Annotated in this window: 29 protein-coding genes; 9 read left to right on the top strand and 20 right to left on the bottom strand. The window is 30.8% G+C overall.

All coding sequences use genetic code 11. The features are described from left to right. The first annotated feature begins 64 nt into the window (after positions 1–64). The 3 genes from epsC (at position 65) to ABXT56_RS04260 (ending at position 2,483) form a co-directional block, all read left to right on the top strand. Entirely contained in the window at positions 65–643 is a 579-nt protein-coding gene (gene epsC / locus ABXT56_RS04250) for a serine O-acetyltransferase EpsC (RefSeq protein ID WP_168606456.1), read from the top strand. Beyond that, complete coding sequence (locus ABXT56_RS04255; protein WP_415299477.1) at positions 643–1,644, top strand: cysteine synthase A; 1,002 nt, start codon at positions 643–645, stop codon at positions 1,642–1,644. The genes epsC and ABXT56_RS04255 overlap by 1 nt, the downstream gene beginning before the upstream one ends. A gap of 158 nt (positions 1,645–1,802) precedes the next feature. Further along, a complete protein-coding gene (locus ABXT56_RS04260) occupies positions 1,803–2,483 on the top strand; it encodes an MBL fold metallo-hydrolase (protein ID WP_415299478.1) in 681 nt (226 codons plus the stop codon). Positions 2,484–2,485: 2 nt separating this feature from the next. Here the strand turns inward: ABXT56_RS04260 and ABXT56_RS04265 are convergent, their stop codons facing one another. From ABXT56_RS04265 to ABXT56_RS04310, 10 genes are all read right to left on the bottom strand, one after another. Beyond that, on the bottom strand, positions 2,486–2,854 hold the full coding sequence (locus ABXT56_RS04265) for a TlpA family protein disulfide reductase (RefSeq protein ID WP_415299479.1): 369 nt from the start codon (positions 2,852–2,854) through the stop codon (positions 2,486–2,488). 6 nt (positions 2,855–2,860) lie between these two features. Then, positions 2,861–3,172 (bottom strand): AzlD domain-containing protein, encoded by a 312-nt coding sequence (locus tag ABXT56_RS04270; protein ID WP_415299480.1) that lies wholly within the window; start codon positions 3,170–3,172, stop codon positions 2,861–2,863. Then, complete coding sequence (locus ABXT56_RS04275) at positions 3,172–3,870, bottom strand: AzlC family ABC transporter permease (RefSeq protein ID WP_415299481.1); 699 nt, start codon at positions 3,868–3,870, stop codon at positions 3,172–3,174. Before ABXT56_RS04275 ends, ABXT56_RS04270 begins: the two co-directional genes overlap by 1 nt. 19 nt (positions 3,871–3,889) lie before the next feature. Then, positions 3,890–4,945, bottom strand: a complete 1,056-nt coding sequence (locus tag ABXT56_RS04280; protein ID WP_415299482.1) for an ABC transporter ATP-binding protein — start codon at positions 4,943–4,945, stop codon at positions 3,890–3,892. Between the two features lie 3 nt (positions 4,946–4,948). Beyond that, the gene (locus ABXT56_RS04285; protein WP_415299483.1) at positions 4,949–6,568 is read right to left on the bottom strand and encodes an ABC transporter permease; all 1,620 of its coding nucleotides are present in this window, start codon (positions 6,566–6,568) and stop codon (positions 4,949–4,951) included. Between the two features lie 141 nt (positions 6,569–6,709). After that, positions 6,710–7,213: a peroxiredoxin gene (locus ABXT56_RS04290; protein ID WP_415301393.1), complete on the bottom strand. Its 504-nt coding sequence runs from the start codon at positions 7,211–7,213 to the stop codon at positions 6,710–6,712. Positions 7,214–7,346: 133 nt separating this feature from the next. After that, complete coding sequence (locus ABXT56_RS04295) at positions 7,347–7,532, bottom strand: hypothetical protein (protein WP_415299484.1); 186 nt, start codon at positions 7,530–7,532, stop codon at positions 7,347–7,349. A 7-nt stretch (positions 7,533–7,539) separates the two neighbouring features. Beyond that, positions 7,540–8,559 (bottom strand): extracellular solute-binding protein, encoded by a 1,020-nt coding sequence (locus ABXT56_RS04300; protein ID WP_415299485.1) that lies wholly within the window; start codon positions 8,557–8,559, stop codon positions 7,540–7,542. Positions 8,560–8,995: 436 nt separating this feature from the next. Next, positions 8,996–10,270 (bottom strand): isocitrate lyase, encoded by a 1,275-nt coding sequence (gene aceA / locus ABXT56_RS04305; protein WP_415299486.1) that lies wholly within the window; start codon positions 10,268–10,270, stop codon positions 8,996–8,998. A 45-nt stretch (positions 10,271–10,315) separates the two neighbouring features. Then, on the bottom strand, positions 10,316–10,477 hold the full coding sequence (locus ABXT56_RS04310) for a hypothetical protein (RefSeq protein ID WP_415299487.1): 162 nt from the start codon (positions 10,475–10,477) through the stop codon (positions 10,316–10,318). Positions 10,478–10,588: 111 nt separating this feature from the next. Between ABXT56_RS04310 and ABXT56_RS04315 the strand changes: the two genes are divergently transcribed. Further along, a complete protein-coding gene (locus tag ABXT56_RS04315; RefSeq protein ID WP_415299488.1) occupies positions 10,589–12,022 on the top strand; it encodes a helix-turn-helix domain-containing protein in 1,434 nt (477 codons plus the stop codon). Here the strand turns inward: ABXT56_RS04315 and ABXT56_RS04320 are convergent, their stop codons facing one another. From ABXT56_RS04320 to folE, 3 genes are read right to left on the bottom strand one after another with little or no spacing between them, the layout of a single operon-like run. After that, entirely contained in the window at positions 12,023–12,913 is an 891-nt protein-coding gene (locus tag ABXT56_RS04320; protein WP_415299489.1) for a LysR family transcriptional regulator, read from the bottom strand. Then, positions 12,914–13,915 (bottom strand): oxidoreductase, encoded by a 1,002-nt coding sequence (locus ABXT56_RS04325; protein ID WP_415299490.1) that lies wholly within the window; start codon positions 13,913–13,915, stop codon positions 12,914–12,916. It abuts the gene before it with no gap. Positions 13,916–13,939: 24 nt separating this feature from the next. After that, the gene (gene folE, locus ABXT56_RS04330) at positions 13,940–14,548 is read right to left on the bottom strand and encodes a GTP cyclohydrolase I FolE (RefSeq protein ID WP_415299491.1); all 609 of its coding nucleotides are present in this window, start codon (positions 14,546–14,548) and stop codon (positions 13,940–13,942) included. 77 nt (positions 14,549–14,625) lie between these two features. Between folE and hisI the strand changes: the two genes are divergently transcribed. The 4 genes from hisI to ABXT56_RS04350 are packed head-to-tail and all read left to right on the top strand — an operon-like array spanning position 14,626 to position 17,038. Further along, on the top strand, positions 14,626–15,093 hold the full coding sequence (gene hisI, locus ABXT56_RS04335) for a phosphoribosyl-AMP cyclohydrolase (RefSeq protein ID WP_415299492.1): 468 nt from the start codon (positions 14,626–14,628) through the stop codon (positions 15,091–15,093). 1 nt (position 15,094) lies between these two features. Continuing rightward, the gene (locus ABXT56_RS04340; RefSeq protein ID WP_415299493.1) at positions 15,095–15,733 is read left to right on the top strand and encodes a putative 2OG-Fe(II) oxygenase; all 639 of its coding nucleotides are present in this window, start codon (positions 15,095–15,097) and stop codon (positions 15,731–15,733) included. 18 nt (positions 15,734–15,751) lie between these two features. Further along, entirely contained in the window at positions 15,752–16,126 is a 375-nt protein-coding gene (locus ABXT56_RS04345) for a DUF2237 family protein (RefSeq protein ID WP_415299494.1), read from the top strand. Between the two features lie 60 nt (positions 16,127–16,186). Then, a complete protein-coding gene (locus tag ABXT56_RS04350; protein WP_415299495.1) occupies positions 16,187–17,038 on the top strand; it encodes a bile acid:sodium symporter family protein in 852 nt (283 codons plus the stop codon). Positions 17,039–17,042: 4 nt separating this feature from the next. Here ABXT56_RS04350 and ABXT56_RS04355 read toward each other — a convergent pair whose 3' ends face one another. Next, complete coding sequence (locus tag ABXT56_RS04355; RefSeq protein ID WP_415299496.1) at positions 17,043–18,014, bottom strand: DeoR family transcriptional regulator; 972 nt, start codon at positions 18,012–18,014, stop codon at positions 17,043–17,045. 103 nt (positions 18,015–18,117) lie between these two features. Here ABXT56_RS04355 and ABXT56_RS04360 point away from each other — a divergent pair, with 103 nt between their 5' ends. Continuing rightward, the gene (locus ABXT56_RS04360; RefSeq protein WP_415299497.1) at positions 18,118–18,336 is read left to right on the top strand and encodes a hypothetical protein; all 219 of its coding nucleotides are present in this window, start codon (positions 18,118–18,120) and stop codon (positions 18,334–18,336) included. Here ABXT56_RS04360 and ABXT56_RS04365 read toward each other — a convergent pair whose 3' ends face one another. From ABXT56_RS04365 to ABXT56_RS04390, 6 genes are read right to left on the bottom strand one after another with little or no spacing between them, the layout of a single operon-like run. Further along, on the bottom strand, positions 18,337–19,956 hold the full coding sequence (locus tag ABXT56_RS04365) for an electron transfer flavoprotein-ubiquinone oxidoreductase (protein ID WP_415299498.1): 1,620 nt from the start codon (positions 19,954–19,956) through the stop codon (positions 18,337–18,339). A gap of 23 nt (positions 19,957–19,979) precedes the next feature. Beyond that, on the bottom strand, positions 19,980–20,933 hold the full coding sequence (locus tag ABXT56_RS04370; protein ID WP_415299499.1) for an electron transfer flavoprotein subunit alpha/FixB family protein: 954 nt from the start codon (positions 20,931–20,933) through the stop codon (positions 19,980–19,982). Continuing rightward, positions 20,933–21,682, bottom strand: coding sequence for an electron transfer flavoprotein subunit beta/FixA family protein (locus tag ABXT56_RS04375; protein WP_415299500.1), 750 nt, complete (start codon positions 21,680–21,682; stop codon positions 20,933–20,935). Before ABXT56_RS04375 ends, ABXT56_RS04370 begins: the two co-directional genes overlap by 1 nt. Next, positions 21,682–24,114 (bottom strand): GcvT family protein, encoded by a 2,433-nt coding sequence (locus ABXT56_RS04380; protein ID WP_415299501.1) that lies wholly within the window; start codon positions 24,112–24,114, stop codon positions 21,682–21,684. Before ABXT56_RS04380 ends, ABXT56_RS04375 begins: the two co-directional genes overlap by 1 nt. Before the next feature lie 58 nt (positions 24,115–24,172). Next, a complete protein-coding gene (locus ABXT56_RS04385) occupies positions 24,173–24,676 on the bottom strand; it encodes a DUF4864 domain-containing protein (protein WP_415299502.1) in 504 nt (167 codons plus the stop codon). Beyond that, complete coding sequence (locus ABXT56_RS04390) at positions 24,618–25,187, bottom strand: NAD(P)H-dependent oxidoreductase (protein WP_415299503.1); 570 nt, start codon at positions 25,185–25,187, stop codon at positions 24,618–24,620. Before ABXT56_RS04390 ends, ABXT56_RS04385 begins: the two co-directional genes overlap by 59 nt. Between the last annotated feature and the right edge of the window lies 1 nt (position 25,188).

The following is a 25,188-nucleotide window of genomic DNA, read 5'->3' on the forward strand; positions in this document are numbered from 1 at the left end:
TTAAATTCGTTATATAATTACTATATAGTCCACTATAATATTTTAATCAACAAAAGCTAAATTCATGAATGATTTTTTACAATCTATAATTGATAGAGATCCTGCGGCAAAATCTAAGTTAAGTTTAATTTTAACTTATCCTGGAGTTAAAGCAGTTTTTTTTCACAGAATTGCTAACTTTTTTTATTTAGCAAAGTTTGATCTTATTGCTAGATTTATTTCTCAACTATCAAGATTCTTAACAGGTATAGAAATTCATCCAGGTGCAAAAATTGGAAAAAATTTATTTATAGATCATGGTATGGGTGTTGTTATTGGAGAAACTTCTGAAATAGGAAATAACGTAACTATTTATCATATGGCAACACTAGGTGGGATTGCGCCAAGTATTAATTCAAATCAACAAAGAATGGTTAAAAGACATCCAACACTAAATGATTGTGTGGTTGTTGGTTCGGGTGCTCAAATATTAGGACCAGTAATAATTGGAGCTAATGCTAAAGTTGGAGCTAATGCTGTAGTTACTAAAGACGTTCCAGAAAATGCTGTAATGGTTGGGATACCTGCTAAAAATGTTGGAACAGCTACAAAAGAATTTAAACCTTACGCTGTTGAAGAAACAGATAAAGATACTTCTGATTAATGAAAAATTTTCATGACAATTTTATTTCAGGCATTGGTAACACTCCTTTAATCAAACTTAGAGCTGCATCGGAGATTACTGGATGTAATATTTATGGTAAAGCTGAATTTATGAACCCAGGTGGCTCGGTAAAAGATAGAGCGGCACTTGCTTTAATTAAAGATGCTGAGAGTAAAAAATTAATTTCTAAAGGTGGAACTATTGTTGAGGGAACAGCTGGTAATACTGGTATAGGCTTATGTCTTCTAGGAAATTCACTTGGTTATAAAACAATTATTGTAATGAATGATAATCAAACCCAAGAAAAGAAAGATCTTCTTAAAAATATTGGTGCTGATTTAAGATTAGTTCCAGCAAAACCATATAAGGATGAAGCTAATTTTGTAAAAGTTGCAGCAAAACTTGCTGATGAGCTAAGACCATTAAATAACAATGGAGTTGTTTGGGCAAATCAATTTGACAATGTTGCAAATGCTAAGGGTCATTATGAAACAACAGGTAAAGAAATTTGGGAACAAACTGAAGGTAAGGTTGATGGATTTGTATGTTCATCTGGAACAGGTGGAACAATTTCAGGAGTAAGCAATGCTCTTAAAGAAAAGAATAAAGATATTAAAATATTTTTATCTGACCCTAAAGGTTCTGCTCTTTATAATTATATAAAAAATGGTGAATTAAAATCAGAAGGTGGCTCAATCACTGAAGGTATTGGCTCAAGTAGAGTAACGAAAAATTTTGAAAATGCTAAAATAGATGATGCCTACTCTATTGACGACCACGAAGCACTTCCTATACTTTATGATCTAATAGAAAATGAGGGTTTAAGCCTTGGTACTAGCTGTGGAATTAATATTGCTGGTGCGATTAGAATGGGTAAAGAATTAGGTCCTGGAAAAACTATTGTTACAATTCTTTGTGATAAAAGTGAAAAGTACGCTACTAAAATGTTTAACAAGAAATTTCTAGAAGAAAAAGGTTTGCCTTTTCCTAGCTGGCTTTAATACATATAGATTTTATCTGCTAATCCATAACAAACGATTGCACTAAATAGAGTTAATATTCCTAGAGCTATAATACTCTTTATTAAAATCTTTACATTATTACCGAGTCTACTTATTTTGATACTATATAATCCAACTATATGTGATAATATTTGAAAATGCTTTTCAAACAAGTTTTTGATAAAAAAACAAGCACCTACACATATCTAATTGCTTCATCTAAGGGAAGGGAAGCTTTAATTATAGATCCTGTTTTAGATAATGTTGAGGAATATATAAAATTACTTAATGAATTTAATTTAAAGTTAGTGAAGGTAATTGATACTCATATTCATGCAGACCATATTACTGGTGCTAGCAAATTAAAAGAGCAAACAAACTGTACAACTATTATGGGTGATCAAACTCCAGCTGATGCAGTGGAAATAAAAGTAAAAGATGAAGAAATTATTAAACTTGATCAACTAGAAATCAAAGCTCTTCATACTCCAGGTCACACATCTGATAGTTATAGTTTTTTGCTGAATAATTGCTTATTTTCTGGAGATACATTGCTGATCAATGGTACTGGTAGAACAGATTTTCAAAATGGAAGTGCTAAAGATGCTTACAACTCAATTTTTAATAGATTGTTAAAATTGTCAGAAGAAACTCTATTATATCCAGGTCATGATTATAATGGAAAAAAAAATAGTTCTATAGGCAATGAAAAAAAATTTAACCCCAGATTACAAGCTAAAAACGAGGATGAATATGTGGAAATTATGAATAACCTAAGTCTTCCAAAGCCAAAGTTAATAGATATTAATGTTGCAAGAAATATTAAGCTAGGAGCTTAAATCTATATTGAAGTTTTTATAGCTTCGTAAATTAAATCTCTGTTTGTTTCACCAATGCTTCTATAAACTTCTTTATTATCTTTAAAAATTAAAAGTGTAGTTTGATATTGTACTTTTAGTAAATTAGAAATTTCTTTATTATTTAAATCAAATGTGAAGTATTCAATATTATCAAATTCATTTTTTACTTTATTTAAAACTTTCATTTGACTTGCACAAGACGAACAATATTTAATCCAAGAGCTTACTACCACAACTTTTCCATCTGATTGAGCTTTATTAAATAACTCTTTAGTAAAAGTTGTTTTTTTTCCATCCGCATTAACACTAAACGCAAATATACAAAAAATAAATATTAAGAACTTTTTCATACTTATCTATACAACAAATATTAGAAGCCAGTAAGAAGTTAATCCTGCAAAAATTGTCGCAATGATATTTTTGCTAAAATAACCAACAAGTATTGCAATTACTGCAGCTAATATTTTTGGGTTATTTTCTAAATCTAAAGAGCCTGAGTTACCTAAGAATATTGGTGGAAAAATTATTGCTGGAAAAATCGCTGCCGGAACATAAGAAAGTATTTTTTTAGTTTTATTATTAAAAATATCTTTTTTAAGAAAAAAAATCATAGAAAATCTTGTTAAAAAGGTAATTACTCCACAGTAAAATATAAGGGACCAATGCATTATTTTTCCTCTGATTTCATTAGAGTTAATAATGCTGCTACAGCTAATGCTGATAAAGCGGCAACAATTATATACGCCTTAAAAGGAATTGAGTTGAAACCAATAGTGGCAACTATTCCAGACACCGACATAACAATAATATTTTTAAATTTTCTAAAATCATTAATCAATAAAGCTAAAAATGTTAATGAAATAGTAAAACTTAATCCTAATTCCTCAGGAACAACAGAGCCTAAAACTATACCTAGAATTGTTGATATTTGCCAAATAGTCCAACAAGTAAAACCTGCTCCCAATAAATGAAAATGTTTATTTTCATTTTTACGATTATTTTTAAAGTATGTATTTGAAACAGCAAAGGCTTGATCAACCATGACATAAGATAAAATAATTTTCCAAGTAAGTTTTAAAGTAGATAGATGTTCAGATAAAACTGCGCCATAAAGTAAGTGTCTTGAATTTACAGCTCCCACAGAGCTAAAAATTACTAATGATGACGCTCCACCAGAAAATAGTTGTAATAAAACTATTTGTGAAGCTCCACCAAATATTATAATTGAAAGTCCAAGCGTCATGTAAGGGCCAATTCCTAATTCCATTCCAATGACGCCATAGATAATTCCAAAGGGAAATACTGGTATCATCAAAGGACTTACATCAGCTATTCCTTTGGCTAAAGTTTTTAGTTTATTATTCATTTCTAAATGCAGTTTTGTATTAGAAACAAACTATATGATCAATATGAATAGGTCTTTTTATACCAAATTTTTCATCAACTTCATGTTGATGAATATGGTGAGAGTGAACAAATACAGGTATTAATTTACTGCTTTCTGTCTTTAAAGTATAAATAAAGTTTGTACCTCTAAACTTTCTATCTACTACCTCTAATTTAAGATTGCTCTTATCATCATGCTCTAAATCTTCTGGTTGTAATAACAATTTTACCTCAGATCCTTTTGGGTAATGTTTTATGAAGTTTCCAGTTATGGTTCCTAAATCATTACTTTCTAAACTATTTTCTCCTGTCACTTTAGCTGGTATTAGAATTCCTCTATTAAGAAAATTCACAACTTCTATTGAATTTGGAAAATGATAAACGTTATATGGGTCATCATATTGCTTCAAATGCCCATCTAAAATTATTCCACATTTAGTTCCAAGATAAAATGCCTCATAAGAGTCATGAGTAACTATTATTGTTGTTATCTTCTGTTCTGTTAGTATTTGTTTTAATTTAACTTGGATCTCTTCTTTAAAACTTTGATCCACATTTGATAGTGGTTCATCTAATAGCAACAAATCAGGATTAGACAATAAAGATCGTGCCAACGAAGCTCTTTGAGCTTCACCAGAACTGATTTGATGTGGAAATTTATCTATAACATGATCAATATGAAGAAATTTAATTAAATCATTAATCTCTATACCTTTCTTCTTTTTATTTCTTTCAGCACCAAATTTAATATTCTCCAAAACATTATAATGAGGAAATAAAGAGTTATCTTGAAAGGCCATTGATATATTTCTATTTTCAGGTTCAATGTGCATCTCTTTTGAGGATAATACTTTATCCTTTAAAACAATTGCACCTGAATCTATTTTTTCTAAACCAGCAATAGTTCTTAAGATAGTAGTTTTACCAATTCCAGAAGGTCCTAATAAACAAACTATATCACCTTCATTTTCTATTTTTAAAGAAACATTATTAACTTTATTTTTTTCACTGGCCTTAAAAGTTACGTTGTTAATTTCAAGAAAATTTTTATTCATATTTTAATCTTTAAGAATATATTTAGATGTAATTAAAATAAAGAAACTTGCAATAATTATAAGAAACAATGATGGCGCCGCAGCTGCTTCTAATAAATCTTGTGAAGCATAAATATAAGCTTTTGTTGCAAAAGTTTCAAAATTAAATGGCCTCATAATTAGTGTAATTGGCAGCTCTTTAATGATTTCAATAGCTAATAAAATTCCTATCAATAAAATTGAATTTCTTAGATAAGGGACATGTATATTTTTAAATGTCTTAAATTTAGAATAACCAAGAAGATATGCACCTTCATCAATAGAATAGTTTATTTTTAAGTATCCTGATTTAATCCCATTACTTGCTAATGAATAAAAACGGATAAAATAAACCAAAACTAAGCCAAGAATAGAGCCTATAAAAATAGGTTTTATACTATTCAATTCAAATTGACCTAGAATAATACTATCAAACCATGAGATAAAAGTAATGAATGCTACTGCCAAAATAATCCCTGGTATTGCATAACCTGATATTGAAAATGTAGTTAGCACTTCTAAAAATTTACTTTTAGAAACTCTATTTCCATAATTTGAAATAAAAGCTAGGGCAATTAATAAACAGCTAGATAAAATTACTAAAATTATAGTATTAGAAAATAAGTTAATTAGATCTAAGTCAGCTAAATGTTTTGGAAATATTATTGTCCAATAAAGCATTTGAAGAACAGGGAATAAAAAACTTATAGAGAAAACTAACATACAAAAAGAAAATGCTAAAAATGATTTATAACCATTTAAATTAATAACTGATTTAGATTTAAATCCACCTTTAGAAGATGTGTGATATTGCGCTTTTTTTCTTGAGAAATTTTCCAAAACAAATAATCCAAGAATAAAAATTAATAGATAAAATGATAATCTGTTAGCAAGGGTAAGATCATCAAAAGAAATCCAAGCATTATATATTCCTGTAGTAAAAGTAGATATTCCAAAAAAGGATACAGATCCAAAATCTGATAAAGTTTCCATTGCAACCAATGAAAGACCAGCAACTATGGCAGGTCTTGCTGAAGGGAGTATTATTTTAAAAAAAGATTTTTCTTTAGAAAAACCAAGATTTTTTCCAAGTTCTATTAAATTTTGAGATTGATAATGAAATGATGCTCTGGTTAAAACATAAACATAGCCAAATAATGAAAATGATATTGAAATTATAGCACCCAACATTCCATCAAATTTAGGAATGTGAGAATTATAGTTACCCTCTCCAAATAAATTTTTTAAGATAGAAAAAGCAGTTCCATAATTTTCAAAAAAAGCTGTTAAAGAATATGCATAGATATAAGCAGGGACAGCAAAAGATAGAATTAAAGACCATTTGAAAAAATTTACACCTGGAAAATTATAAAATGAAACTAAATAAGCGCATCCAACACCAATTATAAATGTTAAAAATAAAACACCTATTAAAAGTAATAAAGAATTATAAATATAATCATAAAGAAAAGTATTTTTTAAAATTAAACTATAGTTTCCAGTAGTTTCAAAAAAACTGCTGAATACTGTTAAAATGGGAGCGGCCACCACTAAAGAAATAAGTAGTGATGATATATACCAAATATTTATTTTTCTAAATTCCATACTTTACATTACCTCAATAATTATTTTTAAGAAACTTCCCTCGTTACCAAGGGAAGTTAATATCAACTCTAAAACCAATTTGAGAGAGAGATTAAAGAGCTAATTTCTAAAACTTTCTTATAAGCTATGGGTTTATAGTCTTTATTTTTTAGATAGATACTCTATGCAATTTTCAGGAGTTGTTTGATCATATGGATCAGGATCATTTCCATCATTGTTCATGCCATCCTCTTGCCACCATTTTTCAACTACCCCATCATCAATAATTGCACAATATCTCCAGCTTCTTTGACCAAAACCAACATGCTTTTTGTCAACTAACATGCCCATTGCCCTTGTAAAATCAGCATTTCCATCTGGTAATACCTTAACTTTTCTTAAATTTTGTTGGTCAGCCCAAGCATTCATGACAAAGCCATCATTAACACTAATGCAATAAACTTCATTAATACCCAAACCTAATAATTTATCATAATTTTCTTCAAATCCTGGTAACTGCTTTTCAGAGCATACTGGTGTAAATGCACCTGGTAATGAAAATAGTATTACTTTTTTATCTTTGAATATATCGTCAGTACTAACATCAACCCATTTTCCAATTTTTCTTGTTTTCAAAACTACATTTGAGCATTTTTTTCCTTCTATCATCTTATTCCTATTATTTTTTAAGTGTTTATTAATTTGTATTACTTGCATTTGAATTTTTTAGTGCTCATAGTTAAATTAGGTAGGGTAAATACCTTTCGAAGAGCTATGAGCACAATCATTAAAAAGAAAATTATGTATTAAAGGGAGAGAGGATATGTGCAACCTCTTTATCTTTAATATCTGATAATTTTCTGTTATTTATTTTTCTATTGATTTTTTCACACTCTGCTGCACATGGATCACAAGCTTTCAGAGATTGTGACCCATATACGTCAGAAGATTTATCTAAATCAATATTAAATAAATTCTTTTTCACTTGCTTATTACTTCCAACTCGCAGCTAACATACACTCAAGTGCTGTAGCTTGTCTTGTTCCATAATTAGCAACTTTAGTTTCTAAATCTTGATTGTATCCAAGACCCATTTGTTTAACTAATGCATGAGGCTCAACACCATCAATCATTGGATATTCAAATGTATTATTAACTATGTGTTCTTGTGCTTCTTTAGTTAATAAAAACTCAAGTAGTTTTTTTGCATTATCAGGATTTGGTGCATTTTTAAGTACTCCTCCTCCACTAATGTTCATGTGAGTTCCTCTATCTCCTTGGTTAGGGAAAAAAGGTAAAACTTTTTTAGCAGCTGCTTGTTGCTCTGGACCTTTTTTTCCAGATAACATCAAAGCATAATAGTATGTATTAGCTACTGCTAGATCAGCTTCACCTGCAGCTACAGCTAAAATTTGAGCTCTATCATTTCCTTTAGAGTCTCTAGCCATATTAGCCACTACACCTTTTGCCCAAGAACAAGTTGCTGCTTTACCATTATTTTTTACTAATGATGCAACAAGAGATTGGTTGTAGATATTGTTAGATTGTCTGATAACAACTCTACCTTTCCATTTTGGATCAGCAAGACCTTCGTAAGTCATACCGTTAAGTTCATTTGCATTTACTCTTTCTGGTGAGTAATACATAATTCTTGCTCTCTTAGCTATTCCAGTCCATTTAGAAGTTCTAAAGTTTGCTGGAACTGCAGCTTTGATTGCAGTTGTCATAGAATTTTGGAACATCCCTTTTGTAGCGAATGCACCTAATCTTCCTGCGTCAGCAGTAATATAAAGGTCAGCTTTTGAATCGGCACCTTCTTCAGTTATTCGTTTTTGAAGAGCTTTATCTTTACCAGATACAACATTTACTTTAATTCCAGTTTTAGCTGTAAATTTTTCGTAAAGTTGAATATCTGAATCGTAGTGTCTTGCACTGAATACATTAACTTCAGCTGCAAACGTCATGTTTGCAAATAAAGCCGTGAAAAATGCAATAATTGTAAGTTTTTTCATTATTATTCCCGTTTATGTTGATTTAATTAGATTAGAATGCTTACTATTAGCATTGAGAATGATTATCAATCGCACTTAATGACGCAGAGATATATTAATTGCTAATTCAATATCAAGATAAGTAAATTGCTTAAAAAAGACATGAACACAAGAAATCCTAGAAAGAAATTACAGTACATTATTGAAATAGTTCGGTTTCTTATTCTTCTTTTTCTTACAAAAGGTTTGTCATCTAGATCAGAGATATCTCTATCTCCAATTACTTGATAGTCATATGACCATCGCCAGATTGAGTTACCAAATCTTACATCTTGATTATTGTAAAAAACTATCCAAGCAACAATATACCTGTGGGAGAAATAAAGAATAATTAAAAGGAAGCTACTTAAAACCATCTAAATATTTAATCACACTTAAAGGTATGATTAAAGAACAATTAAAATTGTTCAGACTCAGTAGAACCTTCCATTGCGGTAGTAGAGCTTTTTCCTGAACTAATAGTATTTGAAACTGCATCAAAATAAGATGTTCCAACTTCTCTTTGGTGTTTCACACTTGTGTAACCATCTTTTTCTCTAGCAAATTCTAATTCTTGGATTTTAGAATAAGCAGTCATTCCTTCAGTTTTATATTTTTCCGCAAGTTCAAAAATTGCAATATTTTGAGTATGAAATCCAGCAAGAGTAATAAACTGAAACTTATAACCCATCTCGCTAATTTTTTGCTGAAATGTTGCTATTTCAGCATCTGATAAATGCTTTTTCCAATTGAACGAGGGAGAACAGTTGTAAGCTAATAATTTACCAGGAAACTTTTTATGAATTGCATCTGCAAACTTCTTTGCCTCTTCAAGATTTGGTGTCGCAGTTTCACACCAAATTAAGTCTGAATAAGGCGCATAAGCCAAACCTCTTGAAATAGCTTGATCAATTCCATGTTTAACATAATAGAAACCTTCTGGCGATCTTTCTCCTGTTAAAAAAGGTTTATCATTTTCATCAAAATCATTTGTAATTAATTTTGCTGCATTAGCATCAGTTCTTGCTAAAATTATTAAAGGTACATCAGCAATATCTGCAGCAAGTCTTGCTGCTTTTAAGTTTTTAATCATAGTACTAGTTGGAACTAAAACTTTTCCACCCATATGCCCACATTTTTTTTCACTAGCTAATTGATCTTCAAAGTGTACACCGGCCGCTCCTGCTTTAATAAATTTTTTTGTAAGCTCAAAAACATTCAATGGCCCACCAAATCCTGCTTCACCATCAGCAATAATTGGTAGCATATAATCAGTTCTATCCTTTGACTGCATGTCTCCATCTTTAAGTTCCATATGTTGAATTTGATCTGCTCTAATTAATGCATTGTTCATAGATTCAACTAATTTTGGGGCACTATCATATGGATATAAAGATTGATCAGGGTACATCTCGCCAGCGGTGTTTGCATCTGCTGCTACTTGCCATCCACTTAAATAAATTGCTTTTAATCCTGCCTTGGCATGTTGTACGGCGTGGTTTCCAGATAAAGATCCTAATGTATTAATATAAGGTTCTGAGTTTAATAAATCCCATAATTTTTTAGATTGATGTTTGCACATAGAGTACTCAATTTTAATTGATCCTCTTAGTCTCTCAACCTCATCTGGCGTATAATCTTTTTTAATACCGGCAAATCTTTTTAAATCGTATGAGATATTCTCAGCACTCATTTAGTCCTTTACTGTTATGTTTTGAAAATTGTTTAAGTGAACGAATTAGTTACTGTCGTTGATTTGATCAACTAAAGCTTCCATTCCACTTGAACCCCAATCACAATGATCATCTCTCATATAAATGCCTTTTGCTTTGTATGCAGATAAGTCTTCTTCTCTTATGATTTGAGCTTTATTTTCAGTGTTTTTTAATTTATCGTCCATGTAAATCTTATAATTGACTAAATTTACAAAAGCTAATAAATTCTTAAAAATCCTTGTAAAACAACATAATTTATTGTAAATTTAAATTTACAAAATTTACAAAAAACAAATATGAGTCAATTAGATGTTAAAATAGGTCCAAAAATCAAAGCTTTTAGAAGACAGTTAGGGCTTCAAGCCAATAAACTTTCAGAAGATCTTGGTATTTCACCAAGTTATTTAAATTTAATCGAAAGTGGGAAAAGGAAAATAGATGGTGATTTATTACTTAAAGTTTGTGAAAAATTAAATATCCAGCTTTCAGATTTAACCTCGAAATCAGACATTAATTTAGAAAATACTATTTCAGAAATTTTAGATGATAAATTATTTGAAGATCTGGATATACTTGGGCCAGAAGTAAAAGATTTAGTTGGCACAAATCCAAAAATTGGTAGAGCCTTAGTTAGGCTTGGAGATATTTTAAAAAAAAAAGACCATGAGTTAATTAATAAAATAGAAAAAATATCAGGTAAAATAGTTGATAATAGAAAAAATTCTTTTCCAGGAGAAGTAATTTCAGACTTTCTTCAAGAAAACAAAAACTATTTTCCAAAACTAGAAGATTTTGCAAATAAAGTTTTTGATAAAATTCACAAAAATAATAGAACAAGATATATTGCTTTATGTGAATACCTTAAAACAGAATATTCAATAATAGTAAAAGATATTATTCCTGATGAAGGAAAACCTTTTTCAAAAATTTTTAATAAAAATAAAAAAGAACTTTTGCTTAGTGACTATAATTCATTAGAAACAAAAAAACTTCATGCAGCTGCACAGATAGCTCAAGAGGGTGCTTTAAAAGAAATTAATGATTATTTATCTAAATTTAGCTTTCCTTCAGAAGAATCTAAACGACTTACGCAAGTTGCATTACTTAATTATACAGGTGCAGCTATATTAATGCCTTACAAACCTTTTCATGCAGAATGTAAAAAACTAAAATATGATCTAGAACTTTTACAAAATACTTTTGCTACTTCTTTTGAACAGGTTGCCCATAGAGTGACATGTTTACAAGACCCAAAACTCCCTGGGATACCATTTCATATGTTAAGAGTTGATATGGCAGGAAACATTTCAAAACGCTTTTCTTTATCAGGTATTGATATTCCAAGATATGGTGGTGCTTGTCCTAGATGGAATGTTTATTCAGCATTTACGAGACCAGGCGTAATTCAAGCAGCAGTTAGCAAAATGACCAATGGAGAAAAATATGTTTGTATTGCTAGAACTGTTGAAAAAGGTATTGGTAGATTTGGTAGAACAAAAAGTATTTTATCTATCGGCTTAGGTTGTGATGCAAAATATGCAAAAGATTTTGTATACACAGAAAACGTTAACGTAAGTGATAAAACCTCAGAAATTCCAATTGGTGTGTCTTGCAGAACTTGCGATAGATTAGACTGTTCTCAAAGAGCTTTTCCTCCATTACATAAAAAATTTGATGTAGATATTAATTCTAGGGGTGTTTCTGTTTATGTTAATGATAAGTCTAGTTAATTAAGACTTCCAATCTCCTATTTTACTAAATAAAAAATTCCTAAAGGCTGTAATTCTTGCAGTATTTTTAAGAGATTGAGGATAAACAAAGTGAGCTTCTGTTATTGGCCCCTCTGAATTTGGTAATACTTTTATTATATTGTTAGAATTTGATACTAGATACTCAGGCAATGCTGCAAGACCCACACCCGCTTCCACTGCTAAAAGTAAGCCCATAACACTATTAACCTTCATTACTGGTTTTCTTTTTTTTCCATCTTTAATTCCAAGTTTTAAAGCCCAATCTGGATCATACACAGGTGATGGAGCTCCCTTACCAAATGAAATAAATTTATGCTTACTTAAATCTGTTACAGTTTTAGGCATTCCATGTTTTTCTAAATATCTATTAGAGCCATATATGTAGTATTTAATATCTACTAATTTTTTTTGAATATAATTGAGTTGTTTAGGTCTTCTCATAAAAATACCTATATCTGCTTGTCTTGTACTTAAATCCAATTCTTTATCATCAAAAACTAATTCAATTTCAATTTCTGGGTTTAAAGTCATAAACTCCTGAATTCTTGGTGTTAGCCAGTGTGTACCAAAACTTCTAACTGTTGTAATTGTTAGTTTGCCAGTTGGCTTATTCTTTTGATCACCTAATGAAGTTTCAACTTCTTTTAATTTGCTAATTACATCATGCGCTGTTTTAAATACATACTCACCATTTTCAGTTAATGTAAGACCTCTTGCGTGTCGTTCGAAGAGTTGAACTTTAAGGTCTTGTTCTAATGACTGGATTTGTCTACTAATAGCTGACTGACTTAGGTTTAGGTTGATTGTTGCGTTAGTAAAGCTACCAGCTTCTGCAACAGCATGAAATATTTTTAATTTATCCCAATCCATCTATATATTAAGATCAACAATATATCTTCCTGATGTTTCACCTTTTAACATTTTTGGATATATGTCTATTAAATCTTCTAGGCTTACTGTTTTAATTGATTTTTCCAATTTTTCAAAATCAATAATATTTTTAACTTCATTCCAAACAAATTCTCTTCTTTTTGTTGATGCGGTAACAGAATTTATTCCCCAAAGTTTAACACCTCTAATAATAAAAGGCATAACTGTTGTATTTAGCTTATAATCAGAAGCATTTCCACAAGCTGCAACTATTCCATTGTCCCTAGTTTGAGCAAGTGCATTAGCAAGTATTTTTCCACCAACAGTATCAACAACACCGTCCCATAATCCTTTATCTAATGGTCTTGCATCTTTATCTAAATCTGATTTATTTATTATATTTTTAGCACCTAATGATTTTAAGTATTCTTCATTTTCAGCCTTACCTGTAACAGCTGTTACGTCATATCCAAATTTATTTAAAATCATTACAGCAATACTTCCAACACCACCAGAAGCTCCTGTAACCAAAACATCTTTTACTTTTTCACCTAACAAAAGTTCTTCTCTAGCTTTGATAGCAAAAGAACATAGTAGAGCCGTTAGTCCTGCGGTTCCTAAAACCATAGCTTGTCTAGATGAAATATTTTTTGGTTTTTTAACTAAAAAATCACCATTAACTTTTGCAAATTGTGAATAACCACCAAAATATATTTCTCCAACTCTCCAACCTGTAAGAATAACCTCATCACCTTTCACAAATTGAGAGTTTGTGCTTTCTTCCACTGTTCCTGAAAAATCAATACCAGGAATATGAGGAAATTCTTTTACTAATTTTGCTCCATTATTTAAAATAAGTGCATCTTTATAGTTTAAATCTGTGTAATCTACCTTAACAAGAACATCACCATGTTTTAAAAATGATTTATCAATTGATTTTACTTCTCTTGTAAAATTTTCACCTTCTTGATTAATGAGTAAAGCTTTAAAATTCTCAGCCATTGCATTGTCCTCCTTGGTAAAAAGTTACTTACTAATAAATCTTAAATATCTATTTTGAATACTTAAGTCTTCTTTGAATTGTCCTAAAAAGTAATTTGTAACTGTTGTTGCATTTTCTTTCTTAATACCTCTCATAGTCATGCATTGATGGGTTGAGTCTATTGTTACAGCTACACCTTTTGCGTCTAGCGATTCCATTATTGATCTAGCAATTTGCATTGTAAGTCTCTCCTGAGTTTGTAATCTTTTTGAAAAAATCTCAACAACTCTTGCTAGTTTACTTAACCCTACAACTCTTTCATTTGGAATATACGCAACTTGTGCTGTTCCAATAATTGGAGCCATATGGTGTTCACAGTGACTTTGCACAGAAACATTTTTTACCACAACCATATCATTATAGCCTTCAACATCTCCAAAAGTTTTATTTAAAATTTTATTGGGGTCTTCAGAGTATCCACCAAAATATTCTTTAAACGCTTTAACGACTCTTTTAGGAGTTTCTAATAACCCTTCTCTTGTAGGATCTTCACCCATCCAAGTTAAAATAGTTTTAAAAGCCTCTTCAGCTTCTTTGTCAGAAACTTTTTTGGTATCTAAAATTTTGCTATCTGTCTCTTTAACTAATTTCATAAGGCAAGTTTATACAGTAAATCACTGTTTTTAAAATATTTAATATATTGGTCAATATGCTACATAATCACCTAAGTATGTTTAAAAAAAGAGAAAATATAGTCGAAATTGAAGAAGGCAAACTACTTTCACCAAAATTTGATAATGATGGACTAATTCCAGTTATTACAATGTGTTCAAAAACTAAAGATATTCTAATGCATGGTTATATGAATGTTGAAGCTTTTAAAAAGACTATTGAAACTAAAGAAGCTCATTACTTTAGTAGATCTAGACAGAAAATTTGGTATAAAGGTAAAACTAGTGGCTTTACCCAAAAAGTAACTGAAATAAGAATTGATGATGATCAAGATTCGGTATGGTTAACTGTTGATATTGGAAATGGTTCAAGTTGTCATGTTGGTTATAGATCTTGTTTTTACAGGTCAATTCCATTAGGTGCTATTGATAATGGTAAAGAAATTGAAATGAAGTTTGAAGAAAAAGAAAAATCATTTGATCCTGAAGTTGTTTATAAAGGACAGCCTAATCCTACAAAAATTTAAAATGGATAGAAAAATAGATTTCAAATTTACTAAACCATTTGGGCCAATGATAGCTAAAGTTAACATACCTATTGAGATAATAGATAAATTAAATATTTACATAGATGAAATCATTATTGATAAAAATAAAATGCAAAAACTTAATTATGGCTCAAAACTAGCAGGCAATGTTCAACAAGAGTTCGAGCTAGAAAAAGATTTTATTCAGAGCAGTGGTTGGGGAAATTTTCTAACAAGTTGTTCAAATATTTGGTTACAAAAAGCCATAAATAAAAAAATTACGAAATTTGAGTTAATATCAACTTGGATTGTACGACAGTTCAAAAATGACTATAACCCAATTCACACACATGGTGGTCATTTATCTGGTGTTGGGTATTTAAAAGTTCCAAAAAATATGGGAGAATACAGTCAAAAAAACAAGGTTAATAATAAAAATGGATTACTTTCATTAATTCATGGCTCTAAAATGTTTTTATCTGACTCAACTTTCAATATTGAGCCTTGTGTTGGTGATTTTTATTTTTTTCCAAATTATTTAATGCATACTGTTTATCCATTTTCAAATACAGATGAGGAAAGAAGATCAATTTCATTTAATGCGAATATAGATGAGGATATATACAATGTTTACTCTTAAAAAAATTAATAGTATTACATGAAGAGTATACAAAAAAATGTATTAGGTGAAAATCTAGAGGAGTGTTCTAACGATCCTTTAACTGGGTGGTATCGTGATGGATGTTGCAGTACTGATGAAAATGATCATGGTGTACATACTGTTTGTGCAAAAGTTACAACTGAATTTTTAGAATGGTGTAAAGAAGCTGGTAATGATTTAATAACACCTCATCCTGAATTTGGTTTTCCTGGACTAAAAGATGGAGATGGTTGGTGTGTTTGTGCAAGTTGGTATGCAAGAGCTGTTGATGCGGGAAAACCTTGTCCTGTGTATTTAAAAAGAACTCATGAAAAAACTTTAAAACTTGTTTCTATGGAAGCTTTAAAGAAAAACGCTATTGATTTATCTTAGTTAATTGAAAGATAAAATCATTTACTTGATAAACCCAATTTGAACTAATAAGTATTAAAGATGGAAATTGCAACAAAGTTAGCTCCTTTAGGTTTAGCTTTAATAATGTTAGGGCTTGGGATGAGTTTAACAATTCAAGACTTTATAAGAATAATTAAAATTCCAAAAGATTTTTTAGTCGGTTTTATTTCACAGTTAGTTTTGCTGCCGATTATTGCTCTTTTAATTGCTCTACTATTAAAATTACCTTCAGAACTTGCTATTGGAATGATGCTAATTGCATGTGCACCTGGTGGTGTTACATCAAATGTCCTTACTAAATTTGCTGATGGTGATGTTGCGCTTTCAATAACACTGACCGCTGTTGTTAGTTTGATTAGCATTATTTCAGTTCCATTTATAATGTTTGCATCAATTGATTTCTTTGAAATTGGAATCGTTAAAAAAATATCTATGACTAGTATTGCTTTAAAAATGTTTCTTGTTGTTACAGTCCCAGTAATAATTGGGATGATAATTAGGCATTTTGCTAAAAATTTTGTTGATAATCAAGCTTCATTAATTCAAAAAATCTCAGTTATATTATTCATGCTTGTGTTCGCTGCTATTTATATTGAAGAGTGGGATAATATTATAACTTATTTTGCTCAAGCTGGCTTGCCCACTTTATTGCTAAATATATCAATGATGATTTTAGGTTTTTATATTGCAAAATATTTTGCATCTGGAGTTGCACAACAAAGATGTATTTCAATAGAATGTGGACTTCAAAATGGAACTTTAGCACTTTTTGTTGGGACACAGATATTTGGTGAAAATATTACTATTTTTATTATACCAACAGCTACTTATGCTTTAATAATGATGATAACTTCTATAATTTTTATATTTATTCTTAGAAAAAATACTTAAAATTTTAATTATCTTTCATTAAATTTAAATTATAAATACGTGCAGCAAGTTTAGATAAATTGTTTAAGGTAATTTTTTGTACATTTAATATTTCTTTTTGATAAACACCTGTTGAAGAATAATGTTTTTTGTCATCTATTTTTAGAAAATTTTCTTTTAGTAGTTTATTTAATTTTCTAATAACTGTAGCTCTTGGGATGCCTGTAATATCTGAAATGGACATAGCATTAATGCCTACTTCATCTTTTTGATCAGCAAAGAAATATTTTTCTAAATAAAATTCATTACTCATTTCACTATTGTCATTTTTTTTTGAGTTTAAAGCATGATTGATTATAACAATGCCACTAACATGAAATGATTCTAAGTCACCGAAAACTTTTTTAAATCCTAATAACATAGGTATTTGCATTTCATAATAAAGTTGCCAAATAAATGAAAAATACTCCTTACATGTTTTTGCTAGATTTTCACTGCTGATTGTTTCTGATATTAGCCCCTCAACAACGCACATCTTTGAAAGAGTTGATAAAAATCTTGTCATTCTTTTTATCGTTTCTTGAGGTTTAATATTTGGCCAAGTGTTTCTATCAATTATAATCTTTTTATTTAGTCTTTTTATTGCGCCCATCTCTTCTAATTCATTAATTTTTCTTCTAGCTGTTTCTTTTGGTATATTAAGAGATTTAGATATCTCCATTACATTTACTGATTTAATTTCAACCTCATTTTGATCAAAATACTCATCATAATTTAACTTCACAAAGTTTTTAGAATATGCTTCAAATGTCTGCATTAATAAATGCATAACGATCATAAATTTTTCATAATCTCGAAAAGTTCTGTAAACATTATTAACCCAAGCTAATTGTAGTGGTGCCCAAACAGGCATTATCGTAACAAAATTTTTCTCTATTAAAGATCTAATATCCTCACTACGGATTTGTTTTGATATTTCGGGAAGAGATTTTGACATAAAATTATATTACAGCCCAAAATGAACATAATTAAGATTAGAGTCAACCCAAAATGAACATGGGGTGAATTGTGCTATATATAATTTGATGGTTTATATAGTTATGAGTGCAGAAAAAATAATTTCTACAAAGTTAAATGATCTTCCTCCTTTAGCAACCCCTGAAAAAAGTGGGGAAGTTTCATTATCTGGAAGAGTGGATATTAACATTCTTTTAAACAGAGCAAGAAAAGTAAAAGAAAAGGAAACAAGAACAAACTTAGTTTTTGCAGGATTAATAGTTTCTTTAATTTTTATAGTCGGGCTAATTTTATCTTTCTAGTTACATATTTCCATATTTAGGTCCACCACCACCCTCCGGTGTCACCCATGTAATATTTTGAGAAGGCTCTTTAATATCACAAGTTTTACAGTGAATACAATTTTGTGAATTTATGACAAATTTATTTACATCATTTTCTTTTTGAATTTCATAAACACCAGCAGGACAATATCTTTGTGCAGGCTCATCAAATTTTTCCAATGTGTAACTAATTGGTAAGTTTGAATCCTTTAACTGTAAATGTACTGGTTGATTTTCAGCATGGTTAGTGCCAGTTAAATAAACTGAGCTTGTTTTATCAAAAGTAATAATATTATCTGGCTTTGGGTAATCAATTTTTGGCATTTCACTTGCTGGTTTTAACGTTTCATGATCAGCATGGTTATGTTTTAGAGTAAAAGGTAGTTTTCCTCTAAATAAGATTTGATCAATACCAGTAAATATTATTCCAAGAATTAAGCCCCAACTAAAGCTTGGTTTCACATTTCGAGCACTGTGTAATTCTTCATAAACCCAACTTTCTTTAAATTTATCTTCATAAATAGATAAATCTTTATCTTTTTTTATATTTTCAAATATTGTTTCTGCTGCAATCATTCCACTCTTCATTGCAGTGTGAGAACCTTTAATCTTAGGCATATTTAACGTTCCTGCATCACAACCAATCAATAGAGCTCCAGGCATAAACATTTTTGGTAAACTTTGAAGTCCACCTTCAATTAAAGCACGCGCTCCATAAGAAATACGTTTACCACCTTCGATTATTTTTTTTATTACTGGATGTGTTTTAAATATTTGAAACTCATCAAAAGGTGAAAGGTGTGGATTTTTATAATCAAGACCAATTACATATCCTAAAAAAATTTGTTTATTTTCTGCATGATACATGAAACTTCCACCATATGTGTTGTTATCTAGTGGCCAGCCTGCTGTATGCATTACCATTCCTTCATCATGGTTTTGTTCGTTAATTTCCCAAATTTCTTTAAATCCAATTCCATATTGCTGAGGATCTTTACCTTCTGACAAATTAAATTTTTCAATTAGTTGTTTTCCAAGGTGCCCTCTGCAACCTTCTGCAAACACTGTAACTTTTCCTAAAAGTTCAATACCAGGTTCAAAGTTATCTTTTTTATTTCCAACTTTATCAATGCCCATATCTTGTGTGGCAACCCCTTTAACTGAACCATCTTCATTATATAAAATTTCACTTGCAGGAAAACCTGGAAATATCTCAACACCTAACGCTTCAGCTTGTTCTGCTAGCCATCTGCATAAATTAGCTAGACTTATTATATAATTATTGTGATTTTGTTGAACTGATGGAAGTAGCCATGTAGGCCAACTTAGTGATTTTGTTTTGCTTAAAAATAAAAATTTTTCTTTTGAAACCTTTGTTTTAACTGGTGAGTTTAAGTCTTTCCAATTAGGGAAAAGTTCATCTAATGCTCTAGTTTCAAAAACATTGCCACTTAAAATATGAGCACCAATCTCTGAGGCTTTTTCAAGTAAACAAACATTTAGTTCTGAGTCTAATTGCTTAAGTTTAATTGCAGTAGATAATCCTGAAGGACCACCCCCAACGATTACCACATCATAATCCATTGCTTCTCTAGGCATATCTTAAATTTTTACAGTACTGATTATTTTTGTATACTATTTAATTTATTCAATTCTTCTAAGAATTGAGGTAACGCCTCAAATAAGTCTGCTTCTAGACCATAATCTGCGACACTAAATATTGGTGCTTCACCATCTTTATTTATAGCAACAATAATTTTACTTTCTTTCATTCCAGCTAAATGCTGAATTGCTCCTGAAATTCCAACTGCAATATATAAATCAGGCACAACAACTTTACCAGTTTGACCAACTTGATGTTCATTACTAATATAACCCGCATCAACTGCTGCACGTGATGCTCCAATTGCTGCATTTAATTTATCTGCAATGTCAGTTATTAATTTAAAATTTTCTCCATTTTGCATTCCTCTTCCACCAGAAACTACAACCCTAGCAGTTCCAAGTTCAGGTCTGTCCGACTTAACTTCTTCTCTTTTAATAAATTTTGAAAGTGTAAATTCATCGGTAGCATCTATTTTTTCTATTGGTGCAGATCCACCAGAAGTTTCACACGGCTCAAAAGATGTTGGTCTAATTGTTACACATTTTTTTGCATCAGTACTTTTTACAGTAGCAAATGCATTGCCCGCATAAATAGGTCTTATGAATGTGTCAGCTGATATCACTTTAGTAATATCACTTACTTGAGATATATCTAAATGTGCTGCTATTCTTGGCATCAAATTTTTACCAAATGTGTTTGCAGAGCTAACAATATGAGAATAATTTTCTGAAACTTTTACAACTAGTGGTGCAAAGTTTTCTGCTAAATAGTTTTCATAGTGAGGAGCTTCAGCATGTAATACTTTTTTAACAGCTGGCATTTCAGATAATAATTTAGCAACATCTCCACAATTATTTCCAATTAATAAGACATGTACATCTCCATCCATTTGTGATGCTGCAGTAATTGCGTTTAATGTAAAAGGTCTTACTTCTTTATTATTATGCTCTGCTATTAATAAAACTGACATTATATTACTTTTGCCTCATTTTTAAGTTTACTAACTAACTCGGCAACACTTGCAACTTTAATTCCTGCTTTTCTTTTAGGTGGCTCTTCTACTTTAATTTGTTGAACTCTAGGTGTGGTATCAACTCCTAAGTCAGCAGCTGTTAAAATTTCTAAAGGTTTTTTTTTAGATTTCATAATATTTGGTAATGAAGCATAACGTGGCTCATTTAATCTTAAATCACATGTCACAATAGCTGGAAGGTTAACTTCAATTGTTTCTAATCCCTCATCAATTTCTCTTGTAACCTCTAAAATTTTGTCTTTTATTTCAATTTTTGATGCAAATGTTGCTTGAGGCCAATTCAATAAAGCACTTAACATTTGACCTGTTTGATTACAGTCATCATCAATTGCTTGTTTACCCATAAAAACTAGATCTGGTTTTTCTTTTTCAACAATTTTTTGTAGTGCTTTTGCTACAGCTAATGGTTCAACTGTTCCTTCAGTTTTTATTAAAATACCTCTGTCAGCTCCAACAGCTAAAGCTTTTCTAACAGTTTCTTGCGATTTTTCCTCACCAACTGTAATTGCAATAATCTCTGACGCCTTACCTGCTTCTTTAATTTTTACAGCCTCTTCAATAGCATTATCATCGGGTGGATTGCTAGACATTTTTACATTATCAGTAACAACGCCAGTCCCATCTTCTTTAACTCTGACTTGAACGTTGTAATCAATTACTCTTTTAACTGCGACTAATATTTTCATTATGCTCTCAATAAATTATTTTCTGGGTCATATGGACTCTCGTCCAGTACAGTAGCATCATACATTTTTCCTAAAATATCAATTTTCAATTTTTGACCAGTTGTCGCAACATCAGGTTTTACCATTCCTAAAGCAATAGATTTACCTAATCTAAATCCAAAATCTCCTCCAGTTGCACGACCTACAACTTTATCATTTTCATAAATTGGATTGTTTCCTAAAACATCAGCATCTTCAACGTTATGAATTTCCATTGTCACTAGTTTGTTTTTAAAACCTTTTTCTCTCCATTTATTAAGTGCATCTAAACCAATAAAATTTCCTTTATTAGGATGAATAAATCTATCTAATCCAGACTCGTAAGGTGAATATTCAATTGATAGTTCTGTCCCAACAAGTTTGTATGATTTTTCAAGTCTTAAACTATTCATTGCTCTAATACCGTAAGGCTTAAGACCTAAATCCTTACCAGCTTCTGTCAATTTATCAAATATATGGTTTTGGTATTCAATTGGGTGATGGAGCTCCCAACCTAATTCACCAACAAAGTTTACTCTCATGGCATTCACTGGTGCGTTTCCAACATTTACATTTTTAGCACTCAACCATTTAAAATTTTCACCAGAAAAATCATCTCTTGAAACTCTTGTCATTAATTCTCTAGCTTTTGGACCAGATACAACAAGTACACCCATACTATTAGTTAGATTTTCAAATTGAACTGTCCCATCTTTTGGCATCCATTTTTGAATCCAATCATGATCTAATCTTTGGTTAGCTCCTGCTGAAACTAAATAAAAACTATCTAGAGCTTCTCTCATTATTGTGAATTCAGAATGTACTCCTCCCTTAGTATTAAGAGCGTGACATAGGCCAATTCTTCCTATTTTTTTTGGAAGTTTATTTGCTACTAAATAATCTAAAAACTCTTCAGCACCAGGACCTTTAATTCTACATTTTGCAAATGCAGTCATATCTAAAAGACCAACATTTTCTTTTACATTTTTACATTCTTTTTTTATTGCTTCAAACCATTTAGATCTTCTAAAAGACCAATCATCTTTTTGCTCCATTCCATCTACTGCAAAAAAGTTTGGTCTCTCCCATCCAAATTTTTGCCCAAAAACAGCACCTAATGCTTTCATTCTATCATAACAGGGTGATGTTCTTAATTCTCTAGCAGCACCTCTTTCTTCATCCGGATAGTGAACTTTAAACACATGATTGTAAGCTTCTTCGTTCTTTTCCTTTAAATATGATTTTGTTGCATAATCACCAAATCTTCTTGGGTCAACACCAAGCATATCAACCGTTGGTTCTCCATCTACAATCCATTCAGCAAGTTGCCAACCTGCTCCACCTGCTGCAGTAATACCAAAACTATGTCCTTCATTAATCCAAAAATTTTTAAGTCCCCATGCTGGACCAACAATAGGGTTTCCATCTGGTGTATAACAAATTGCACCATTATAAACTTTTTTAACACCAACTTCTCCAAAGGCTGGAACTCGATGAATCGCACCTTCAATATGTGGAGCCAGTCTATCTAAATCTTCTTGAAATAATTCATACTCAGAATCTTTTGATGGTCCATCAACATAACAGGCTGGAGCACCATCTTCATAGGGTCCTAATATTAAACCGCCCGCTTCTTCTCTCATGTACCATCTACTATCACTATCTCTTAAAACTCCCATCTCTGGTAAGCCTTCTTTTTTTCTTTTTAAAATATCTGGGTGTGCTTCTGTCACAATATACTGGTGTTCAACAGGTATAGCAGGAATATCTAAACCAACCATTTTTCCAGTTTGTCTTGCAAAGTTTCCTGAACAAGAAATTACATGTTCACATTCAATAGATCCTTTGTCAGTTTCAACAACCCATCCATCTTTAATTTGTTTAATTCCAACTACAGCTGTGTTTCTATAAATTTCTGCACCCATATTTCTTGCACCCGTAGCCATTGCTTGAGTTAAATCAGCAGGCTGAATATATCCATCCTCTGGGTGTTGGATTGCTCCAAGCAAATCATCTATACGACATAAAGGCCAAATTTCTTTTACTTGATCTGGCGTTAAAAATTTTACATCAACACCTATAGTTTGTGCAACACCTGCGTATTGATGATACTCATCCATCCGATCTTTAGTGCTTGCTAAACGAATATTTGACACAACACTAAAGCCAACATTTTGTCCTGTCTCTTCTTCTAATTTTTTATATAAATCAACTGCATACTTATGAAGTTGTCCAACAGAGTAGCTCATATTAAATAATGGAAGTAACCCTGCAGCGTGCCAAGTTGAACCTGAAGTTAACTCTTTTCTTTCGACAAGAACAACATCTGACAAACCTTTTTTTGCAAGGTGATAAAGAGCGCTAACTCCTACTACACCACCACCAACTACTACAACTTTTGCTTTAGATTTCATCAAGAGATTCCTACTATTTTTTTATTATTAACGAAACAAAATTCGTTTAGTTATTAAATTAAATTGAAGATCCAAGAGGCATTGGTGAGGACACAATTGTGGTAAGCCAGCAATCTTTAAGCGGGCCATCTTCCACATGTTTTTCAACTGCCCACTTAAATTTATAATAGATCTTATCCTTATCGAGAATTGTTACTTCAAAAAGAGCAGTTAAATCATCAGATTTTATCTCCACAACCTTATGATCCAAGTGATTAAGGAGCATCACATAAGATTTTCCTTTAATCATTGTTTTGAAACGCTCTAGAGGACCCGTATTTTTTTGATTACTTGGGTGTGCAAATTCCCAAGTTTGTTCAATTCCATTATCTTTTTTTGGATTATCGTTTTGTTTTAAACTTTTTAATTGGATTTTAACGACTTGATAAGGCTCAATCCCATTATTAGGCTTAACTAATTCAGCAAATGATGAGGATGTAAAAAATAAAATAATTAAAAATACTTTATATATTATGCGCAGTTGTTTTGACGTCTTCCAAAAATTGCTCTCTTTTTTTATCACTAACAAACGGTACAGCAAAATATCTTCTGTAGACAATATTATAAATGCCACACATGTGAAACACACCTCTTTTTAATCTTCTAATAGGTAGATTTAAGAAAAATGTCGTGATTGCTAACCGTGGAGATCCATAAGTACAAAATATAATTGCCTTTTTTTTATGTAAATTACCAATCGGATATCCATAATTTCCCCATAATTGCTTAAACGTAAACGCCCAGGGTGGTGCCAAAACTTTATCTATCCATCCCTCAACTATTGCTGGCATTCTAAAATTCCAAATTGGAGCAATTAAAACAATTGTATCACACTCTTCTATTCTTTTACGATGACTTAAAACATCCTCACCAGCTTGCTCACCAGCAAAAACAGGATTAAATTTTTCTTTATAAAGGTCAACTGAATCAACTTTATTACCATTTTCTTCAGCTGTTTTAATAAAAGTATCTCTTATGGCTGCATTAAAAGATTTGTCATTATAATGACCATAAATAAGAAATATTTTTTTCATT

The organism is Candidatus Pelagibacter sp. Uisw_134_02 (genome assembly GCF_047720265.1).
GTDB lineage: Bacteria > Pseudomonadota > Alphaproteobacteria > Pelagibacterales > Pelagibacteraceae > Pelagibacter.

Bases quoted from the DNA above. Each gene is read 5' to 3' on its own strand.
- ABXT56_RS04260 (WP_415299478.1), top strand. From the start codon at position 1,803: ATGCTTTTCAAACAAGTTTTTGATAAAAAAACAAGCACCTACACATAT.
- ABXT56_RS04310 (WP_415299487.1), bottom strand. From the start codon at position 10,477: ATGGACGATAAATTAAAAAACACTGAAAATAAAGCTCAAATCATAAGA.
- ABXT56_RS04300 (WP_415299485.1), bottom strand. From the start codon at position 8,559: ATGAAAAAACTTACAATTATTGCATTTTTCACGGCTTTATTTGCAAAC.
- ABXT56_RS04355 (WP_415299496.1), bottom strand. From the start codon at position 18,014: ATGTCAAAATCTCTTCCCGAAATATCAAAACAAATCCGTAGTGAGGAT.
- ABXT56_RS04380 (WP_415299501.1), bottom strand. From the start codon at position 24,114: ATGAAATCTAAAGCAAAAGTTGTAGTAGTTGGTGGTGGTGTAGTAGGA.
- ABXT56_RS04320 (WP_415299489.1), bottom strand. From the start codon at position 12,913: ATGGATTGGGATAAATTAAAAATATTTCATGCTGTTGCAGAAGCTGGT.
- ABXT56_RS04345 (WP_415299494.1), top strand. From the start codon at position 15,752: ATGAAGAGTATACAAAAAAATGTATTAGGTGAAAATCTAGAGGAGTGT.
- ABXT56_RS04340 (WP_415299493.1), top strand. From the start codon at position 15,095: ATGGATAGAAAAATAGATTTCAAATTTACTAAACCATTTGGGCCAATG.
- ABXT56_RS04255 (WP_415299477.1), top strand. From the start codon at position 643: ATGAAAAATTTTCATGACAATTTTATTTCAGGCATTGGTAACACTCCT.
- ABXT56_RS04285 (WP_415299483.1), bottom strand. From the start codon at position 6,568: ATGGAATTTAGAAAAATAAATATTTGGTATATATCATCACTACTTATT.
- ABXT56_RS04370 (WP_415299499.1), bottom strand. From the start codon at position 20,933: ATGTCAGTTTTATTAATAGCAGAGCATAATAATAAAGAAGTAAGACCT.
- ABXT56_RS04275 (WP_415299481.1), bottom strand. From the start codon at position 3,870: ATGAATAATAAACTAAAAACTTTAGCCAAAGGAATAGCTGATGTAAGT.
- aceA (WP_415299486.1), bottom strand. From the start codon at position 10,270: ATGAGTGCTGAGAATATCTCATACGATTTAAAAAGATTTGCCGGTATT.
- ABXT56_RS04270 (WP_415299480.1), bottom strand. From the start codon at position 3,172: ATGCATTGGTCCCTTATATTTTACTGTGGAGTAATTACCTTTTTAACA.
- ABXT56_RS04280 (WP_415299482.1), bottom strand. From the start codon at position 4,945: ATGAATAAAAATTTTCTTGAAATTAACAACGTAACTTTTAAGGCCAGT.
- ABXT56_RS04360 (WP_415299497.1), top strand. From the start codon at position 18,118: ATGAGTGCAGAAAAAATAATTTCTACAAAGTTAAATGATCTTCCTCCT.
- hisI (WP_415299492.1), top strand. From the start codon at position 14,626: ATGTTTAAAAAAAGAGAAAATATAGTCGAAATTGAAGAAGGCAAACTA.
- ABXT56_RS04265 (WP_415299479.1), bottom strand. From the start codon at position 2,854: ATGAAAAAGTTCTTAATATTTATTTTTTGTATATTTGCGTTTAGTGTT.
- ABXT56_RS04325 (WP_415299490.1), bottom strand. From the start codon at position 13,915: ATGGCTGAGAATTTTAAAGCTTTACTCATTAATCAAGAAGGTGAAAAT.
- ABXT56_RS04315 (WP_415299488.1), top strand. From the start codon at position 10,589: ATGAGTCAATTAGATGTTAAAATAGGTCCAAAAATCAAAGCTTTTAGA.
- ABXT56_RS04350 (WP_415299495.1), top strand. From the start codon at position 16,187: ATGGAAATTGCAACAAAGTTAGCTCCTTTAGGTTTAGCTTTAATAATG.
- folE (WP_415299491.1), bottom strand. From the start codon at position 14,548: ATGAAATTAGTTAAAGAGACAGATAGCAAAATTTTAGATACCAAAAAA.
- epsC (WP_168606456.1), top strand. From the start codon at position 65: ATGAATGATTTTTTACAATCTATAATTGATAGAGATCCTGCGGCAAAA.
- ABXT56_RS04390 (WP_415299503.1), bottom strand. From the start codon at position 25,187: ATGAAAAAAATATTTCTTATTTATGGTCATTATAATGACAAATCTTTT.
- ABXT56_RS04365 (WP_415299498.1), bottom strand. From the start codon at position 19,956: ATGCCTAGAGAAGCAATGGATTATGATGTGGTAATCGTTGGGGGTGGT.
- ABXT56_RS04375 (WP_415299500.1), bottom strand. From the start codon at position 21,682: ATGAAAATATTAGTCGCAGTTAAAAGAGTAATTGATTACAACGTTCAA.